Genomic DNA, 17,431 nt, shown 5'->3' on the forward strand with positions numbered 1-17,431 from the left:
TCAACAACCGCCCAATCCCCTTGAAGCGCCGCGGCGGTTGCGCCAACGTCTTGCCATGCTGCTGGGGGTCGATGGATGAGCGATGATATCGAGGCGCTGGGCGGGCTGGCGACGGGCGCGTTGATCGCCGGCGCGATCGACCGCGAGCGCGGCGCGAAGGGCGAGGCGCACGGCGCCTGCCTCAACTGCGAGACGCCGCTCCACGGCCGCTTCTGCGACAATTGCGGGCAGCCGGCGCATGTCCACCGCACGCTCGGCCATGTGTTCGAGGAATTCCTGCACGGCGTCCTGCATTTCGACACCAAGGCGTGGCGCACGATCCCGCTGCTGCTGTTCAAGCCCGGCAAGCTGACCCGCGACTATGTCCACGGCAAGCGCGCCCGTTACATCGCGCCCTTCGCCCTCTTCCTGTTCACCGTCTTCGTGATGTTCTTCACCTTCGGCTTCATGGGGCAGCCGGAGTTCGACGACAGCGCCTTCCGGGTCCAGACCAAGGCGGAGGAGATCGCCGCCGCGAAAAAGGATGTCGCCGAGAAGGAGCAGGAGCTGGTGCAGGCGGAGCGCATGCTCGCCTCGGCGCAACGCGACAGGACAAGCAAGCCCGGCGCGATTGGCGAGCTGAGCGGCGAGGTCGCAGGCGCCAAGGCCGCGCTGTCGGCGGCGCAGGCCGAGCTGAAGGTCGAAGAGGCGCAACCGGAGGACGACCGCACCGCCGTCCCCGGCGTTCGCCCGTCGAACGGCACCTGGCAGGACAATATCCGCTATTCGGTCGAAAGCGGCCAGATGAACGTTAACATCGGCAGCAAGACGCTCAACGAGCGCGGGCGGAAGGCCCTGCTCAACCCCGACCTCACGCTCTACAAGATGCAGCAGAAGGCGTATAAGCTGAGCTTCCTGCTGGTGCCGCTGTCGCTGCCCTTCCTGTGGCTGCTCTTCCCGTTCCGCCGCAGCGTCACCCTCTACGACCACACGGTCTTTGCGCTCTATTCGCTGTCATTCATGTCGCTGCTGTTCGTGGCGCTGGCGCTGACCTGGCGCTGGGGTGGCAGCAGCGGCATGCAGATTGCGGCGACCGCCTTCGGCATCATTCCGCCCATTCACATGTACCTGCAGTTGAAGGGCGCCTACGCGCTCGGCTGGCTGAGCGCGCTGTGGCGCACCTTCTGGCTGCTGATCTTCTCGCAGATCGTTGTGGCGATCTTCTTCGCGCTGATCATCGTGCTGGGCATCGTCGACTAGCGCCGGCGTCCATTGTCAGCGCTGGGCCGACACGCTATGTAGTCGCCACCTTTTTCCCGCGCCCCGGTCACGTGGTTCCGCCATGTCCGGGGCGCTCTATTTCAGGGCGCATTTTCCGCCGCCCGCCGGCCACGGAGGCTCGTCGATCCTATGTCCCGCCGCCGCCAGATCTACGAAGGCAAGGCCAAGATCCTCTATGAGGGTCCCGAGCCGGGCACGATCATCCAGTATTTCAAGGACGACGCGACCGCGTTCAACGCCCAGAAGAAGGGCACGATCAGCGGCAAGGGTGTGCTCAACAACCGCATCTCCGAGCATCTGTTCACGCTGCTCGGCCACATCGGCGTCCCGACCCACTTCATCCGCCGCCTCAACATGCGCGAACAGCTCGTTCGCCAGGTCGAGATCGTGCCGATCGAGGTGGTGGTTCGGAACGTCGTCGCCGGCAGCCTCGCCAAACGCCTCGGCATCGAGGAAGGCACCCCGCTGCCGCGCACGATCATCGAATATTATCTGAAGGACGACGCGCTCGGCGATCCGATGGTCACCGACGAGCATATCGCCGCCTTCGGCTGGGCCAGCCAGGAAGAGATGCACGACATCGCCGACCTGGCGATCCGCATCAACGACTTCCTGTCGGGCCTGTTCGCTGCCGTTGGCATCCGCCTCGTCGACTTCAAGCTGGAGTTCGGCCGGCTGTGGGATGGGGACTTCGCGCGCATCATCCTCGCCGACGAGATCAGCCCCGACGGCTGCCGCCTGTGGGACATGACCACCAACGAGAAGCTCGACAAGGACCGCTTCCGCCGCGATCTCGGCGGCGAGGTCGAGGCCTATCAGGACGTGGCGCGCCGCCTCGGCCTGCTGCCCGAGGGCAATGTCTCGACGGTTCTCGATCTCGAGACGCACCGCAAGGCGCGCGGCAAGTAGCCGCCGCCGGCGCGCCGGGGAACTATTCCCCGGCGGTCTCGGTCTTATGCAGCGCGCCCGCGACCTCGGGCGGCATGTAATTCTCGTCATGCTTGGCGAGGATCGAATCGGCGACGAAGCCGCCGTCCGCCCCGAACTTGCCTTCGGCGATCACCCCCTGCCCTTCGCGAAACAGGTCCGGGATGATGCCGGTGTAGGCGACGGCGGTCGCCTGCGCATTGTCGGTGACGCGGAAGTGGATGGTGGCGCCTTCTCGGGTGACCGAGCCCGGCTCGACGAGGCCGCCGAGGCGGATCGCCTCGCCCGGGGGCACGCCCTTCGCCAACACGTCGCTCGGAGAGTAGAAATAAGTGGCGGTATCGCCCAGCGCCGAGGCGGCCAGCGCGCCGGCGCCGGCCAGCGCGACGAGCGCGGCGCCCAGCAGCATCATTCGTTGTTGCTTCGGCTTCATCGCTCGCGACGACCTTTCCGCAATTCCTCCGCCTGCCGTTCGGCGCGGCGCATCGAGACATAGCTGACCAGCAGCAGGCCGAGCACGCCGCCGAGCGCGATGGCGTAGCTGGCGATGATGAAGGGCGCGTGCGCCATCAGCCGTGCGCTCCTGCCAGCCGCGCCGCGCGGGCGGCGACCACCTGACCGGCGAGCGCGGTGCGCATGCGCATCAGCACCATCGCCGCGAAGAGCAGCTGGAAGCCCGCCGCCGCCAGCAGCAGCGGCCACAGCATGTCGGCATGAATTGACGATCCCGACAGGCGGATGCTCGCCGGCTGGTGCAGCGTGTTCCACCATTCGACCGAGAATTTGATGATCGGCAGATTGACGATCCCGACCAGCGCGAGGATCGCCGCCGCCCGGCCGCCCCGCTCGCGGTCGTCATAGGCTTGTCCGAGCGCGATGTAGCCAAGGTAGAGGAACAGCAGCACCAGCATCGAGGTCAGCCGCGCGTCCCACACCCAATAGGTCCCCCAGGTCGGCCGTCCCCATAGCGAGCCGGTCATCAGGCACACCGCCGCGAACAGCGCACCGACGGGCGCCGCCGCCCTTCCCGCCACATCGGCGAGGGGGTGGCGCCAGACCAGCGAGGCGCCGCCCGCGACGGCGAGGAACAGATAGCCGGCCATCGCCAGCCACGCCGAGGGGACATGCACGTACATGATGCGCACCGACTCGCCCTGGAGATAATCGGGCGGGCTGGCGAACAGCCCCATGCCGAGGCCGGCGGCCATCAGCGCGAGGCCGAGCCACAGGGTGATCGGCGTCGCGACACGCGCGATCTTCAGGAAGCGGGCGGGATTGGCGAAACGGTGCATGGCTACGGTCGGCCCTCTAGCATTATTCGATCGCGGCGCGCAGCGCCGCTCCTGCGGCAAAGGGGCTCAGCGCAACAAGAAACAGGCTCGCGGCGGCCAGCAGCCGGATCGCGCCGTCGGCGGCCGGGCCGGTTGCCATCGCCCCGGCGCCGAAGATCAGCACCGGCAGCGCCAGCGGCAGCACCAGCAGCCCGGCGAGCGCCCCCGCGCCGCGCAGCCCGGTGGTCAACGCCGCCGCGACCACGCCCAGCGCCGCCAGCGCCGGCGTGCCGAGCGCGAGGCCGAGTAGCAGCCGCGGCATCGTCTCGGCCGGCAGGTTGAGCAGCGCCGCGGCGAGCGGGACGGTCAGCAGCAGCAACGGCCCGAAGGCCAGCCAGTGACTGACGATGCGCGCCGCCGCGACCAGCTCGAACGGCATCCGCCGCGCCGCGAGCTGGTCGAGCGTACCGTCGGCGCGATCGGGCTCGAACAGGGTGTCGATCGGCATCAGCGCGGCGAGCAGCGCCGCCACCCACATGATGCCGCCGGCGATGCGCCCCAGCAGCTTCGGCTCCGGCCCGACCGCGAACGGGAACAAGCTGGCGACCAGCAGGAAGAACAGCAACGGCAGCGCCACGCCGCCCCAGCGGCCGAAGCGCAATGCGAGGTCGCGGGTAACGAGCGCGATCATGCGGCGCGCTCCATCGTCAGCACGCGCGCATCTTGAAGCCCTAGCGGCACATGCGTCGCGGCGACGATCAGCCCGCCGCCGGCGCGATGCGCGGCGCAGGCGGCGGCGAGCCGGTCGACGCTGGGGGCATCGAGGCCGACGCTCGGTTCGTCTAGCAGCCACAACTCGGCGCCGCTCGCCCAGGTGCGCGCCAGCGCGGCGCGACGCTTCTGGCCCGAGGAGAGCAGCCGCGTGGGCAAATCGGCGAGCGGGACAAGGTCAAAGCGGTCGAGCGCCTCGCGCCAGCGGTCGCCGGCCTCATCGACCGCGGCCCAGAAGCGAAGCTCCTGCGCCAGGGTACGATCGCCCTTCAGCGCATTGTCGTGGCCGAGATAGGCGGTGCGGAACGGGTTGGCGATGCGGCCGGCGGCGGGGCGCAGCAGCCCGGCGAGCAGGCGCAGCAGGCTCGATTTGCCGGCACCGTTGGCGCCCTGCACCAGCAATGCCTCACCCGGCGCGACGCGGAGATCGAGCGCGTCGAAGATCAGCCGCCCGCCGCGTACGCAGGCGAGGTCGGTCGCTTCGAGATTGCCGTCTCCCTCGGTCATCGGCGCGACGATAGCGGCGGGGCCGCGAGCCGGCCAGAAGCGTCGGAGATTTTTACAAGCACGACGGACCCGAAACGAAAAAAACGAGCAATTCCGCCGCTGGTCCGTTTCTTGCTTCCCTTTCCCCAACCGGTCCCCGGACCCGTCCGTCTCCCCGAAAGGCCACGGACACTCCTGGCAGGCCGTTACCGCGCGGGGGCACCGCGAAGGCCGCGATACGGCTTGGGGTGAGGGAGCGACGGCACATTGCCGCCGCTCCCTCATTATTTTCAGTCGGGATCGCGCGGTTCGCGCAGGAAGATCAGCCCGACGACGATGGTCACCAGCGCGATGACGATCGGGTACCAGAGCCCCGCATAGATATCCCCGGTCGCCGCGACGATCGCGAAGGAGGTCGTCGGCAGGAAGCCGCCGAACCAGCCGTTGCCGATATGATAGGGCAGCGACATCGAGCTGTAGCGGATGCGCGCCGGGAACATCTCGACCAGCAGCGCCGCGATCGGGCCGTAGACCATCGTCACATAGAGGACGAGGATGGTGAGGATCGCGACGACCAGCGGCTTGTTCATCGCCGCCGTGTCGGCTTTCTCGGGATAGCCGGCGGCGGCAAGCGCCGCTTTCGCCTCGGCCTGGAACGCCGCGATAGCGGCGGCGCGGACTTCGGGGGTCAGCGTTTCCGCCACGGGCGCCGCGATATCGAGATCGCCGATGCGGATGCCGGCCTGCGCGCCGGCGATCTCGGCGTTGGAATAGGGAACGCCTGCCTTCGCCAGGAACGACTTGGCGACGTCGCAGCCGCTGCCATCGAAGCGGTTCTTGCCGATCGGATCGAACTGCACCGAGCAGCGGTCGGGATCGGCATAGGCGACGACCGGCGACTGCACCTGCGCCTGCGCCATCGACGGGTTCGCCGCCTGCGTCAGCGCGCCGAACAGCGGGAAGTAGGTCAGCACGGCGAGCGCGCAGCCGGTGAGGATGATCGGCTTGCGCCCGATCTTGTCCGACAGCCAGCCGAAGAACACGAAGGCGGGCGTCGCCAGCGCCAGCGCGATCGCCATCAGCACATTGGCGGTGGCGCCATCGACCTTCAGCGTCTTTTCGAGGAAGAACAGCGCGTAGAATTGCCCCGCGTACCAGACGACCGCCTGGCCGGCGACGGCCCCGAACAGCGCGACCAGCACGATCTTCAGGTTCGACCATTCGCCGAACGCCTCGCGCAACGGCGCCTTCGAGGTGGTGCCTTCCGCCTTCATCGCGGCGAACACCGGGCTCTCCTCGAGCTGCATGCGGATCCAGAGGCTGACCGCCAGCAACAGGATCGAGACGAGGAAGGGGATGCGCCAACCCCAGTCGGCGAACGCCTCCTCGCCGAGCGCCAGCCGCGTGCCGATGACGACCAGCAGCGCGGCGAACAGGCCGAGTGTCGCGGTGGTCTGGATGAAGCTGGTGTAGAGGCCCCGTTTGCCGGGCGGCGCATGCTCGGCGACATAGGTGGCGGCACCGCCATATTCGCCCCCCAACGCGAGGCCCTGCAGCAGCCGCAGGATCACCAGCAGGATAGGCGCCGCGACGCCGATAGCCGCGTAGCTGGGCAGCACGCCGACGAGGAATGTCGAAAGGCCCATGATCCCCATGGTGACGAGGAAGGTGTATTTGCGCCCGACCAGATCGCCCAGGCGCCCGAACACCAGCGCGCCGAACGGGCGCACCGCGAAGCCGGCGGCAAAGGCGGCGAGCGCGAAGATAAAGCCGGTTGTCTCGTTCACGCCCGAGAAGAACTGGACCGAGATGACGGTAGCGAGCAGGCCGTAGAGGTAGAAATCATACCATTCGAAGACGGTGCCGAGCGACGAGGCGCCGATCACCAGCAGCTTGCTCCGCTGCTTTCCCCCGGCGCTTCCGACGACTTCCATGCCCGCTTCTCCCCGTGATTTCGGGGCAACCTGCCGCAGCGCACGCTACCCCGCAACCGTGGCCGCGCCGGAACACTCGGGCGGTTCGCCGGTTCTTCCTTCCGCATGTCATCGAAGGAGCAGTGAGATGACCCGTATTGGTATCGGTATGGCCGCCATGGCCGCCGCACTCGTGATCGCCTCGCCGGCGCAGGCCGGCGATACGAAGAAGGTTCTGAAGAGCGGCGCCATCGGCGCCGGTGCCGGCGCTGTCGCCGGTGCCGTCATCCCCGGCCTGAGCGTCGGTGAAGGCGCGATCATCGGCGGCGTCGGCGGCGCGGTGATCGGCGCGGTCGACAAGGATCGCAAATATTATCGCGATAACTCGGGCCGCCGCTACTACCTCGATAAGCGCGGTAACCGCGTCTATCGCTAAGCCTTGAGGGCCTTTCGGCTCTGAGCATCGCCGGGACGGTTTCCACCGCCCGGCGATTTCTTTTTGTGAGATGCGCGGGCAGCGAAAGCGGCTATCACGGCGCCAATGCGCGCGATCCTCGCCCCCTTGTGGAACAATGCCTATCTGCTGATGACGCTGACCTGCCTGTTCTGGGCAGGAAATTCGGTCATCGGCCGCGCCGCGCGTGACCTCGTCCCGCCGGTCGGGCTCGCCTTCTGGCGCTGGGTGCTGGCGTTCACGCTGCTGATCGGCGTCGCCTGGCCCTATCTGAAGCGCGACCGCGAGATTCTGCTGAAACAGTGGCGCTGGGTGGTGGCGCTCGGCGCGCTCGGCGTCGGGGCATTCAACACGCTGCTCTACTCCGGCCTTCAATACACCACCGCGATCAATGCACTCCTCATGCAGTCGGCACAGCCGCCGCTGATCATGCTGATGGCGTTCTTCCTGTTCCGCGACCGCACCGGCCCGGTGCAGATCGTCGGGGTGCTGCTGTCGTTGGTCGGCGTGCTGGTGATCGTCGCCGGCGGCGACATCGACGTGCTGATCCACCTGCGGCTGAACCCCGGCGACGCGATCATCCTCGGCGCGATGCTGCTCTGGGTGCTCTATTCGGTGCTGCTGCGCTTCCGCCCGCCGGTGCATCCCTTAAGTTTTCTCGCCGCCACCTTCGGCATCGCCATCCTGTTTATCACGCCCTTTTACGTGATGGAGCTTATGGCCGGGCGGCGGATCGTACCGGTGGCGGAGAGCTTCGCAACGATCGCCTATGTCGGCATCTTCCCGTCGCTGCTCGCCTATGCCTTCTTCAACCGCGGCGTCGAACTGCTGGGGCCGGGGCGCGCCGGCGTTTTCCTCAATCTGATGCCCGTCTTCGGCTCATTGCTGGCGATCGCGCTGCTCGGGGAACGGTTCACCACCGCCCATGCCGTCGGCATCGGCCTGATCGGCATCGGTTTGCTGCTCACGCGAAAGGCGTAAGCCACCCGTCAAAAAACAGGGTCCGTACAGGGGCAGATGCCCTTTCCCCTCGGGACCCTCTGCGCTAAACCCCGCGCTGCATCGCAATATGACCGCTCAGGAGGCCGCCTTGACCGCCGTTGGACACGACCAGCTGAAGACCCGCCGCACCCTCGAAGTGGATGGCAAGTCCTACGCCTATTACTCGCTCCCGGCGGCGCAAGAGATTATCGGCGACGTGTCGCGCCTTCCCTATTCGATGAAGGTGCTGCTGGAGAATTTGCTGCGCTTCGAGGACGACTCGACGGTCACCGTCAATGACATCAAGGCGTTCGCCCAGTGGGTGAAGGACCGCGCCTCGGAGCGCGAGATTCAGTACCGCCCGGCCCGCGTGCTGATGCAGGACTTCACCGGCGTCCCCTGCGTCGTCGATCTCGCCGCGATGCGCGATGCGATGACCAAGCTCGGCGGCGACCCGCAGAAGATCAACCCGCTCGTCCCCGTCGACCTCGTCATCGACCACTCGGTCATGGTCGACGAGTTCGGCACGCCGCAGGCGTTCGAGGACAATATGGACCTCGAATATTCGCGCAACATCGAGCGCTACGAGTTCCTGAAGTGGGGACAGACCGCGCTGCGCAACTTCCGCGTCGTGCCGCCGGGCACCGGCATCTGCCACCAAGTGAACCTCGAATATCTCGCCCAGACGATCTGGACGAGCGAGGATGAGAGCGGCGCGAACGTCGCCTATCCGGACACGCTCGTCGGTACCGACAGCCACACCACGATGGTGAACGGCCTCGGCGTGCTCGGCTGGGGCGTCGGCGGCATCGAGGCGGAAGCGGCGATGCTCGGCCAGCCGGTTTCGATGCTCATCCCCGAAGTGGTCGGCTTCAAGCTCACCGGCACGCTGCCCGAGGGCATCACCGCCACCGACCTCGTGCTGACCGTCACGCAGATGCTGCGCTCGAAGGGCGTTGTCGGCCGCTTCGTCGAATTCTACGGCGCCGGCCTCGACAGCCTGACGCTCGCCGACCGTGCCACCATCGCCAACATGGCGCCGGAATATGGCGCGACCTGCGGCTTCTTCCCGGTCGACCAGGCGACGCTCAACTACATGCGTCTCACCGGCCGTACCGACGATCGCATCGCGCTGGTCGAAGCCTATGCCAAGGCGCAGGGCATGTGGCGCGATGTAACCTCGGAAGACCCGGTGTTCACCGACACGCTGTCGCTCGACCTCGGCAGCGTCCAGCCGTCGCTCGCCGGCCCGAAGCGCCCGCAGGACCGCGTGCTGCTCGGCCAGGTTGACGAGACGTTCGAGACCGAGCTGGCGTCGAGCTACAAGAAGGGCGACGAGGCCGACAAGCGGGTCGACGTCGCCGGCGAGGACTTCGACGTCGGGCATGGCGACGTCGTGATCGCCGCGATCACCAGCTGCACCAACACCTCCAACCCCAACGTGCTGATCGCCGCCGGCCTCGTCGCCCGCAAGGCGCGCGCCTTCGGCCTCGAGCGCAAGCCGTGGGTGAAGTCGAGCCTCGCGCCGGGGTCAAAGGTCGTCACCGACTATTTCGACCGCTCGAAGCTCAGCGAAGATCTCGACGCGATGGGCTTCAACCTCGTCGGCTACGGCTGCACCACCTGCATCGGCAACTCGGGTCCGCTGGCCGAACCGATCTCGGCGGCGATCAACGAGAATGACCTCGTCGCCGCCTCGGTGCTGTCGGGCAACCGCAACTTCGAGGGCCGCGTCTCGCCTGACGTGCGCGCCAACTACCTCGCCTCGCCGCCGCTGGTCGTCGCCTATGCGATCAAGGGCTCGGTGCGCGGCGACATCATCACCAAGCCGATCGGCACCTCGCCCGACGGCCGCGACGTGTTCCTGAAGGACATCTGGCCGACCAACCAGGAAGTCCAAGACATGGTGAACACCTATGTCACCTCGGACATGTTCAAGGAGCGCTATTCGAACGTGTTCGAAGGCGACCAGCGCTGGCAGGACATCAAGATTTCGGGCGGCGCCACCTACAACTGGAGCGCGTCTTCGACGTACGTGCAGAACCCGCCCTATTTCGAGGGCCTGTCGATGACGCCGAGCGCGGTGTCCGACATCCGCAACGCACGCCCGCTCGCCATCTTCGGCGACTCGATCACCACCGATCACATCTCGCCGGCCGGCAGCATCAAGCTCGACAGCCCGGGCGGCCGCTACCTGACCGAGCGCCAGGTGACCCGCGCCGAGTTCAACAGCTACGGCGCGCGCCGCGGCAACCATGAAGTGATGATGCGCGGCACCTTCGCCAACATCCGCATCAAGAACGAGATGACCCCGGGCATCGAGGGCGGCGTGACGAAGCACGTCGGCTCGGGCGAGGTCATGGCGATCTATGACGCGGCGATGCGCTACAAGGACGAGGGCACCGCGCTCGTCGTCGTCGCCGGCAAGGAATATGGCACCGGCTCGTCGCGCGACTGGGCAGCGAAGGGCACCAACCTCCTCGGCGTCCGCGCCGTGATCGCCGAGAGCTTCGAGCGCATCCACCGCTCCAACCTCGTCGGCATGGGCGTGCTGCCGCTGCAGTTCCCCGAAGGCTGCGACCGCAAGACGCTCGGCCTCGACGGCAGCGAGACCTTCGACATCGAGGGTCTGGCGAGCCTGCGCCCGCGCCAGATGCTCACCGTTCGCTACACCCGCGCCAACGGCGAGACCGGAACCTTCGAGACGCGCTGCCGCATCGATACCGAGAACGAGCTCGAATATTTCTACAGCGGCGGCATCCTGCAGTATGTGCTGCGCAAGCTCGCGTCCTAAACAGAACTGACGACAACCAAGGCCCGCAGCCCCACCTCGGGACGGCGGGCCTTGTTGCGTCTAGTGCCAGTCGACGATCTGCCAGCCCTCTTTGCGGGCATGCGCGCGCAAGGGCGCGGAGGCGTTGACGGCGATCGGCTCGTCCGACCAGTCGAATACCGGCTTGTCGGAGAAATGGTCGGAATAGAAGCTGATCCGCACCTTCGACCGATCGAGGCCGGCGTCGGCGAGATAGTCCTTCACCATCTGCAGCTTTCCGTCGGCGTAGCAATTATCGGTGTCGATCCGGGCGATGATCCGCCCGCGCGCGTCGCGCAGCGACTTGGTCGCGATCACCTTCGAAATGCCGAAGCGGCGCGCCAGCGCCTCGACGTAGAAGGCGTAGGACGCGGTGGCGAGGATGACGCGGCGGCCGGCGGCCTTGTCGGCGGCGACCTGTGCGAGCGCTTCGGGGTAGACGCCACCGTCCATCACCCTCTTTGCATAGGCCTCGGCCATCGGCGCGATCCGCGCCGGGTCGACCGCATGGCCCATCAGCAGCGTCTGGTTGATCTCCTTCAGCCGCTTCCGGCTGACCAGCTTCAGCGCATAGGCGAGGCCGGCAAGCGCCGCGACCGGCAGCAACAGCAGGCGCCACGGCGCACGATGCCAGGCCCAAAAGATCAGCCAGGGGGTGTAGGTGCCGGCGCGGGTGATCGTCCGGTCCATGTCGTAGATGGCCAGCTCGATCATGGAAAACTCAGCTCCGCGCGGAAAGGATGGCCTCGGCTAGCCCATGGTCAGCGGGCTTGTCGACATCAATCGCCGCCTCGGGTTGCGACAGCACGACGGGCCGCGCGGCGAGGCCGAGCCGCTGGCCGGCGGCTTCGAGACCGCCCGCCAAGGTGATGGTGCGGGTGAGCGCGCGCAGCAGCAGCATCGGCCCGAAGGCGGCAACCAGCTTCCAGCCCTTCTTGCGGTCCTGCTCGACGCCCGCCCACAGGTCGAGCGCGGCGCGGGCGCGCGGGCCGGTGAGCGCGAACAAATTGGCGCCGCTGTAGGCGCCGCCGCGGAAGCGTAGCCAGGTGCGCTTGTTGCCCGGATAGCGGCCGAGCAAGTTTTCGCTTTCGACCAGCGCCACCGCGACATCGGCATCGCCGACCGCGCCAACGAACTCCTCGACCATTGCCGGGGTCAGCAGGACATGATCGGCGGTGGTGACGAGCACCGGCCACGGCGCGAGCTCGCCCGCCACCGCGGCGACGCTCTGCGAGATCGAAGCGATCGACGATGTGAACGACAGGCGCGGTTCATTGGCCAGCCATTCGGTGTCGGGCCGCGCGATCAGCGCCGCAGGGTCCTGCGCCAGCACGACGACACGCTCGATCGACGGGCTGGCGAGCAAGGTGCGGGCAACACGCGAGACCATCGGCTCGCCGTTGACCGACACCAGCGCCTTCCAGGTCTCGCCGAAATGCGCGGCGAGCGGGTCGGTGCCGGGGCGCTGGCCGGCGAGGAGCAGCGCGGTCCACGGCACCAGGCGGACCTCAGCCGAGCCAGGAGGCGACGGGCCGGCCGGCCGCCCGCGCCGCGCCGGCCTGCGCCAGCCGCACGAGGTGGAAGACCAGCGACACCACCGTCCAGATCGCCACCGCGATGATGCCGATGTCGGGCCGGCCGACCAGCATCGACGCGAACAGCAGCACCATATTGGGGTTGCGGCGCGCGGTGATCAGCCGGAACCAGCTGTCGACCGGCCGCCAGACGTGGATGTGCATGCCCCACGCCTTGAGGAAGGCGCCCTCGACCAGCCGCCCGGCGATGTAGCCGCCGACGATGATCGCGAGGATGATCGTCATCTCGGTGGTCGGCAGCGGCGTGCCGTAATTGTCGAGGCCGACCAGCCACGCCCACCACCAGAAAGGCGGGTGGACGAGATCGACGCCATGGTCGGCGATGTCACCGATCTTCGACGAGGTCACCGTGCAGCGCGCCAGCTTCCCGTCGACGGTGTCGAGCACCATGAACACAAAGCCCAGCCCGATGCCGAGCCAGTAGTTGCCCAGCCAGAAAGCGAAGAAGGCGGCGATGCAGAACGCGGTGCCGATCGCCGTCACCAGATTGGGCGACATGCCGAGCTTCGCGGCGAGCCGCGACAGGTGGAACGCCAGTTCCGGCCACAGATATTTGGTGAGGATGTCGGTGACGCCCTTGTAGGCGCCATAATAGCTCGCGCGCTCGACCGCGCTCACCGTCGCCGGGGTCAGCGGCAGCATGAACGGCGCCTCGCGCTTGCGCAGCTCGTGGTTGTTCAACTCGATGCCGCTCTCGACGGCGACCACGGTCAGCCCGGCAGGTACCTCGCCTTTCGCCATCGCGGCCGCAGCGGTCGCCGCGTCGGTCGTGACATGCGCCAGTACCGGCCGCCTCTCGCGGGTGATCACGGCGCCCCGCTGCCCGGCGATGTGGCCGAGCCACGCAGGATCGAAGACATGGCCGAGATCGACGAGCAGCACCGCCCCGACAGCAGGCGGGGCGCCTAGCAGTTCGAAGTCCTGCTTGGCGGCGATGCGGGCGAGGCGCTCGGCGGCGGTCAGGCCCCAGGCGCGGGTGTCGTTGCTTCCGACGGGGAAGATCGGCGGTCGGGTCATCGAGCGCCATTAGGGGCGCGCCTGTGGCGGAAATATGGTTGTCACGTTCAGGAAATGCGCCGGAGGCAACAGTTCGACGCCCCGGTCGTTTGTTGCTTGCCTGATATGAACCCATCCGACACCCTGCCCCCGATGAGAAGCTGCGAGCTGCACGACGAGACCCGTGGCGACACGCGTGTCCTCCGCTTTCGCGGGCGGCTGACGACGGCGCGCGTCAACGAGGTGGCGCGCCGGCTGCGCGACCTGACGCCCGATGGCCGCCCGACAGTCATCGACGTGACCCAGGTCGAGCGCGTCGACACCACCGGCGCGTGGCTGATCTATCGCATCGTCCGCGACTGGACGAAGGCAGGCGCTGTCGCCACCGTCGAGGGCGCCGACGAGGATACGCTGAAGCTGATCGAGCAGGTCGGCGCCAATGACCGGCCGGTGAAGATCCGCCCCGACCGCACCAATCCGTTCGTCCGCCGCCTCGGCCAAGTCGGCGACCATGTCATCGACGTGGTCGACACGCTCGGCGGTTTCCTCGGCTTCCTCGGCGAGACGATGCGCGTGTTCGTGCGCACCTTGCGCCATCCGAGCCGCTTCCGCTGGCCGGCGATCGTCCGGCAGATGGAGGTGGTCGGCGTCAATTCGCTCGGCATCGTCGGGCTGATGTCCTTCCTCGTCGGCATCGTCGTCGCACAGCAAGGCGCCGTGCAGCTCCGCCAGTTCGGCGCCGAGGTGTTCACCATCAACCTCGTCGGCCGGTCGGTGACGCGCGAGCTGGGCGTGCTGATGACGGCGATCATGGTCGCCGGCCGGTCGGGCAGTGCCTTTGCCGCGCAGATCGGATCGATGAAGCTTGGCGAAGAGGTGGATGCGATGCGCACCATCGGCCTGTCGCCGACCGAGGTGCTGACCCTGCCGCGCGTGCTCGCGACCGCGCTGGTCATGCCGCTGCTCGCCTTCTACGCGTCGATTCTCGCGATCGTCGGCGGCGGGCTGTTCTCGTGGCTGTCGCTCGACATTCCGCTGATCACCTTCGTCCAGCGTATCCAGGAAGTCGTGCCGCTGACCGACCTGTGGATCGCGCTGATCAAGGCGCCGGTGTTCGGCCTGCTGATCGCGGTGACCGGTTGCTATCAGGGCATGCAGGTGACCGGAAACGCCGAGTCGGTCGGGCAGCGCACCACCGCCGCGGTCGTGCAGTCGATCTTCCTGGTCATCGTGCTCGACGCCTTCTTCGCCGTCTTCTTCACCGCGCTGGGCTGGATATGAAGCACGCCAGCACCAGCGAGACGATCATCAGTGTCAAAGGGCTGAAGAACAGCTTCGGCGAGCAGGTTGTGCACGACGGCGTCGACCTCGAGGTGAAACGCGGCGAGATCATCGGCGTCGTCGGCGGCTCGGGCACCGGCAAGTCGGTGCTGATGCGGTCGATCATCGGGCTGCAGACGCCGATTGCCGGCGAGATCAGCGTGTTCGGCGAGAACGCGCTCGAGCAGACGCTCGAGGAAGCGACCGAGATGCGCCGGCAGTGGGGCGTGCTGTTCCAAAGCGGCGCGCTCTTCTCCGGCCTGACGGTGGCAGAGAATATCCAGGTGCCGTTGCGCGAATTCTACGATCTCGACGACGCGCTGATGGACGAGATCGCTGCCTTCAAGATCGCGCTCGTCGGGCTCGGCCCCGAGGCGGGCCCTAAATATCCGAGCGAGCTGTCGGGCGGCATGCGCAAGCGCGCCGGCCTCGCCCGCTCTCTGGCGCTTGACCCGCAATTGCTGTTTCTCGACGAGCCGACCGCCGGGCTCGACCCGATCGGCGCGGCGAACTTCGACGAGCTGATCAAATCGCTGCGCGAATCGCTCGGGCTTACCGTCTTCATCATCACGCACGATCTCGATACGCTGTACGCGATCTGCGACCGGGTCGCGGTGCTGGCCGACAAGCATGTGCTGACGGTCGGAACGATCCCGGAACTGTTGGAGTTTGATCATCCATGGGTTCAGGAATATTTCCGTGGACCGCGCGGCCGTGCGGCCGCGGCGGCTGAGGGGCACGACTGATGGAGCATAAGGGCAGCAACGTCCTGGTCGGTGCCGTGGTGCTTGCACTGTTCGTGGCGCTGTTCGGCTTCGTCCTCTGGCTTTCGCGCGTCGATACGCGCGAGGAGAAGCGCTACGACATCTTCTTCAAGGAAGTGAGCGGCCTCGCGGTCGGCAGCCAGGTGCAATTCTCCGGCGTGCCCGTCGGCGCGGTGGATGAAATCCGGCTGATGCCGGAGAACCCCGAGTTCGTGCGCGTGCGCATCCAGGTCGGCGAGGAAGTGCCGATCCTGCAGGGCACCACCGCGACCTTGTCGAGCGTCGGCTTCACCGGCGTGTCGCTGATCCAGCTCGACGGTGCCATCCGCGGCGCGCCGCCGATCGAGGACGAAGGCCCGTTCGGCGAGCCGGTGATCCCGACCAAGCCGGGCGCGCTGGGCGAGCTGCTGTCGAGCGCGCCGGAGCTGCTGGAGCGTGTCAGCGCGCTGACCGAGCGGCTGACCCGCCTGTTCGACAACCGCAACCAGGAGTCGATCGCCGGCATCCTCAACAACAGCGAGCGGATCAGCCGCGCCTTCGCCGACCGATCAGACGAGATCGCCGCCACCGCCGCCGAAGCGCGTTTCGCGGTGCGCGAACTGGGCTTGGCCGCCAACAGCCTCGCCAAGGCCGCCGATGCCTCGACCAAGCTGGTGAACGAGGACGGAAAGCCGCTGATCGCCGACATGCGCCGCACCGTGCAGCGCGCCGACGCGACGCTGGCCGCCGTCGAAAGCACGGCCAAGGCGGCGAAGCCCGGCATCGAGACGTTCAGCACGCAGACCGTGCCGGAGCTCGGACAGCTCGTGCGCGACATGCGCGACATCACAAATTCGCTCGGCGCGGTTGCCGCCAAGCTTGACGAAGATCCGGCCGGCGCGCTGGTCGGCGGGCGCACGCTGCCCGACTATGAACCGGAGAAGAGCCAATGACGCGCGCCCCTCTCGCGATCGCCGTGCTGCTGGCGCTCGGTGCCTGTGGCCCGCTGGTGCAGATCGGCGGCAACAACGAGCCGCCGCCCTCGCTGCTCACCCTGCGCGCCTCGGCGCTCGGCGCGCCCGCACAGGCGATTGACCCCGCGAAGACCTTGCTGATCGCTCAGCCGAGCGTGCCGGGCGCGCTGCAGACCCTGCGTGTCCCGGTGACCACGACCGACACCGAGGTTCAATATCTGAAGGGTGCGTCGTGGGTGGAGCAGCCGTCGAAGCTGTTCCAGCGGCTGCTCGTCGATACGATCGGCGGCGCGGGAGGCGTGCTGGTGCTGAGCGAGCGCCAGTCGGACGTGAACGCGGCGCGCAAGCTCACCGGCCAGCTCGTCGAGTTCGGGCTCGATGTCCGCGGCAACCGGCAGGTGCGCGTGCGCTATGACGCGCTGATCAGCGGCGGTAACAACCAGCCGGTGGCGGCGCGCCGGTTCGAGGCGACGCGGCCGGTGGTGTCCGAGGATGGCGCCAGCGTCGGCGCTGCGCTCAATGAAGCGGCCAATGAGGTCGCCGGGCAGGTCGCGGGCTGGGTGGCGGGCGGCTAAAGCCGCCGGCTTACCGCGGCGGGCGCCGGCGCGAAGCGCTTCCAGAGCAGCGCGGCGATTGGCAAAGTCAGCAGCACCGACAGCAGGGTCGCGAGCGGAAACACCACCGTCCAGGCGACCAGCAGCAGGAACATCATCAGTTCAGCGAGGCGAAGCAGCGTCATCAGGCGCTCGCCTGATCATTTTCAACGGCGCTGGTTGCCTTGTCGGTGGCGGGGTCTTCCGGTGCGTCGGGAATGTCGGGCGCCGGCGCACGGCCTGCGCCCTTCATCACATCGCGCGTCTTGCGCGGCGGCTGCATCGGGTTGTCGGGATCGCGGTCGGCCATGGGAAATCCTCGCTACGCTACAGCC

The 17,431-nt window shown here is 67.6% G+C and carries 20 protein-coding genes; 9 read left to right on the forward strand and 11 right to left on the reverse strand.

All coding sequences use genetic code 11. The annotated features are described in order from the left end of the window. Positions 1 to 75 precede the first annotated feature (75 nt). Positions 76 to 1,239, forward strand: coding sequence for a DUF3667 domain-containing protein (locus tag ACFOMD_RS04260; protein ID WP_380857332.1), 1,164 nt, complete (start codon positions 76 to 78; stop codon positions 1,237 to 1,239). A 150-nt stretch (positions 1,240 to 1,389) separates the two neighbouring features. Beyond that, on the forward strand, positions 1,390 to 2,169 hold the full coding sequence (gene purC, locus ACFOMD_RS04265; RefSeq protein ID WP_380857335.1) for a phosphoribosylaminoimidazolesuccinocarboxamide synthase: 780 nt from the start codon (positions 1,390 to 1,392) through the stop codon (positions 2,167 to 2,169). 22 nt (positions 2,170 to 2,191) lie between these two features. Here purC and ccmE read toward each other — a convergent pair whose 3' ends face one another. The 6 genes from ccmE to ACFOMD_RS04295 form a co-directional block, all read right to left on the reverse strand. Then, a complete protein-coding gene (gene ccmE, locus ACFOMD_RS04270) occupies positions 2,192 to 2,620 on the reverse strand; it encodes a cytochrome c maturation protein CcmE (RefSeq protein ID WP_380857337.1) in 429 nt (142 codons plus the stop codon). After that, positions 2,617 to 2,757 carry a heme exporter protein CcmD gene (gene ccmD / locus ACFOMD_RS04275; protein ID WP_380857340.1) on the reverse strand — a complete coding sequence of 47 codons (141 nt, stop codon included), beginning with the start codon at positions 2,755 to 2,757 and terminating at the stop codon, positions 2,617 to 2,619. Before ccmD ends, ccmE begins: the two co-directional genes overlap by 4 nt. Beyond that, a complete protein-coding gene (locus ACFOMD_RS04280) occupies positions 2,757 to 3,479 on the reverse strand; it encodes a heme ABC transporter permease (RefSeq protein ID WP_380857343.1) in 723 nt (240 codons plus the stop codon). Before ACFOMD_RS04280 ends, ccmD begins: the two co-directional genes overlap by 1 nt. 22 nt (positions 3,480 to 3,501) lie before the next feature. After that, positions 3,502 to 4,149: a heme exporter protein CcmB gene (gene ccmB / locus ACFOMD_RS04285; protein WP_380857346.1), complete on the reverse strand. Its 648-nt coding sequence runs from the start codon at positions 4,147 to 4,149 to the stop codon at positions 3,502 to 3,504. Then, positions 4,146 to 4,736, reverse strand: a complete 591-nt coding sequence (gene ccmA / locus ACFOMD_RS04290) for a heme ABC exporter ATP-binding protein CcmA (RefSeq protein ID WP_380857349.1) — start codon at positions 4,734 to 4,736, stop codon at positions 4,146 to 4,148. The genes ccmB and ccmA overlap by 4 nt, the downstream gene beginning before the upstream one ends. A 269-nt stretch (positions 4,737 to 5,005) precedes the next feature. After that, entirely contained in the window at positions 5,006 to 6,649 is a 1,644-nt protein-coding gene (locus ACFOMD_RS04295) for an MFS transporter (RefSeq protein WP_380857352.1), read from the reverse strand. A gap of 127 nt (positions 6,650 to 6,776) precedes the next feature. Between ACFOMD_RS04295 and ACFOMD_RS04300 the strand changes: the two genes are divergently transcribed. The 3 genes from ACFOMD_RS04300 to acnA all read left to right on the forward strand — a co-directional run bounded on the left by ACFOMD_RS04300 (position 6,777) and on the right by acnA (position 10,857). Then, complete coding sequence (locus tag ACFOMD_RS04300; RefSeq protein WP_380857355.1) at positions 6,777 to 7,064, forward strand: hypothetical protein; 288 nt, start codon at positions 6,777 to 6,779, stop codon at positions 7,062 to 7,064. Between the two features lie 105 nt (positions 7,065 to 7,169). Then, entirely contained in the window at positions 7,170 to 8,063 is an 894-nt protein-coding gene (locus ACFOMD_RS04305) for a DMT family transporter (protein WP_380857358.1), read from the forward strand. A 109-nt stretch (positions 8,064 to 8,172) separates the two neighbouring features. Further along, positions 8,173 to 10,857 carry an aconitate hydratase AcnA gene (acnA, locus tag ACFOMD_RS04310; RefSeq protein WP_380857361.1) on the forward strand — a complete coding sequence of 895 codons (2,685 nt, stop codon included), beginning with the start codon at positions 8,173 to 8,175 and terminating at the stop codon, positions 10,855 to 10,857. 60 nt (positions 10,858 to 10,917) lie between these two features. On the opposite strand, the gene ACFOMD_RS04315 is transcribed toward acnA, so the two are convergent. From ACFOMD_RS04315 to ACFOMD_RS04325, 3 genes are read right to left on the reverse strand one after another with little or no spacing between them, the layout of a single operon-like run. Then, on the reverse strand, positions 10,918 to 11,589 hold the full coding sequence (locus ACFOMD_RS04315; RefSeq protein WP_380857364.1) for an HAD family hydrolase: 672 nt from the start codon (positions 11,587 to 11,589) through the stop codon (positions 10,918 to 10,920). Positions 11,590 to 11,596: 7 nt separating this feature from the next. After that, positions 11,597 to 12,373: an NTP transferase domain-containing protein gene (locus tag ACFOMD_RS04320; RefSeq protein WP_380857367.1), complete on the reverse strand. Its 777-nt coding sequence runs from the start codon at positions 12,371 to 12,373 to the stop codon at positions 11,597 to 11,599. Between the two features lie 10 nt (positions 12,374 to 12,383). After that, positions 12,384 to 13,487 carry a CDP-alcohol phosphatidyltransferase family protein gene (locus tag ACFOMD_RS04325; protein WP_380857370.1) on the reverse strand — a complete coding sequence of 368 codons (1,104 nt, stop codon included), beginning with the start codon at positions 13,485 to 13,487 and terminating at the stop codon, positions 12,384 to 12,386. A 132-nt stretch (positions 13,488 to 13,619) separates the two neighbouring features. On the opposite strand from ACFOMD_RS04325, the gene ACFOMD_RS04330 reads away from it, so the two are divergent. The 4 genes from ACFOMD_RS04330 to ACFOMD_RS04345 are packed head-to-tail and all read left to right on the forward strand — an operon-like array spanning position 13,620 to position 17,078. Beyond that, positions 13,620 to 14,747, forward strand: a complete 1,128-nt coding sequence (locus ACFOMD_RS04330; protein ID WP_380857373.1) for an MlaE family lipid ABC transporter permease subunit — start codon at positions 13,620 to 13,622, stop codon at positions 14,745 to 14,747. Continuing rightward, complete coding sequence (locus ACFOMD_RS04335; RefSeq protein WP_380857376.1) at positions 14,744 to 15,532, forward strand: ABC transporter ATP-binding protein; 789 nt, start codon at positions 14,744 to 14,746, stop codon at positions 15,530 to 15,532. Before ACFOMD_RS04330 ends, ACFOMD_RS04335 begins: the two co-directional genes overlap by 4 nt. Next, on the forward strand, positions 15,532 to 16,482 hold the full coding sequence (locus ACFOMD_RS04340) for an MlaD family protein (RefSeq protein ID WP_380857379.1): 951 nt from the start codon (positions 15,532 to 15,534) through the stop codon (positions 16,480 to 16,482). The genes ACFOMD_RS04335 and ACFOMD_RS04340 overlap by 1 nt, the downstream gene beginning before the upstream one ends. Continuing rightward, entirely contained in the window at positions 16,479 to 17,078 is a 600-nt protein-coding gene (locus ACFOMD_RS04345) for an ABC-type transport auxiliary lipoprotein family protein (protein ID WP_380857382.1), read from the forward strand. The genes ACFOMD_RS04340 and ACFOMD_RS04345 overlap by 4 nt, the downstream gene beginning before the upstream one ends. Here ACFOMD_RS04345 and ACFOMD_RS04350 read toward each other — a convergent pair. Together ACFOMD_RS04350 and ACFOMD_RS04355 are read right to left on the reverse strand one after the other, a co-directional pair. After that, the gene (locus ACFOMD_RS04350; RefSeq protein ID WP_380857385.1) at positions 17,075 to 17,242 is read right to left on the reverse strand and encodes a hypothetical protein; all 168 of its coding nucleotides are present in this window, start codon (positions 17,240 to 17,242) and stop codon (positions 17,075 to 17,077) included. The genes ACFOMD_RS04345 and ACFOMD_RS04350 overlap by 4 nt on opposite strands. After that, positions 17,242 to 17,406, reverse strand: coding sequence for a hypothetical protein (locus tag ACFOMD_RS04355; RefSeq protein WP_380857388.1), 165 nt, complete (start codon positions 17,404 to 17,406; stop codon positions 17,242 to 17,244). The genes ACFOMD_RS04350 and ACFOMD_RS04355 overlap by 1 nt, the downstream gene beginning before the upstream one ends. Positions 17,407 to 17,431 lie beyond the last annotated feature (25 nt).

Origin of the sequence: Sphingoaurantiacus capsulatus (assembly GCF_042648405.1) — a bacterium.
In the GTDB taxonomy this organism is placed as follows: domain Bacteria; phylum Pseudomonadota; class Alphaproteobacteria; order Sphingomonadales; family Sphingomonadaceae; genus Sphingoaurantiacus; species Sphingoaurantiacus capsulatus.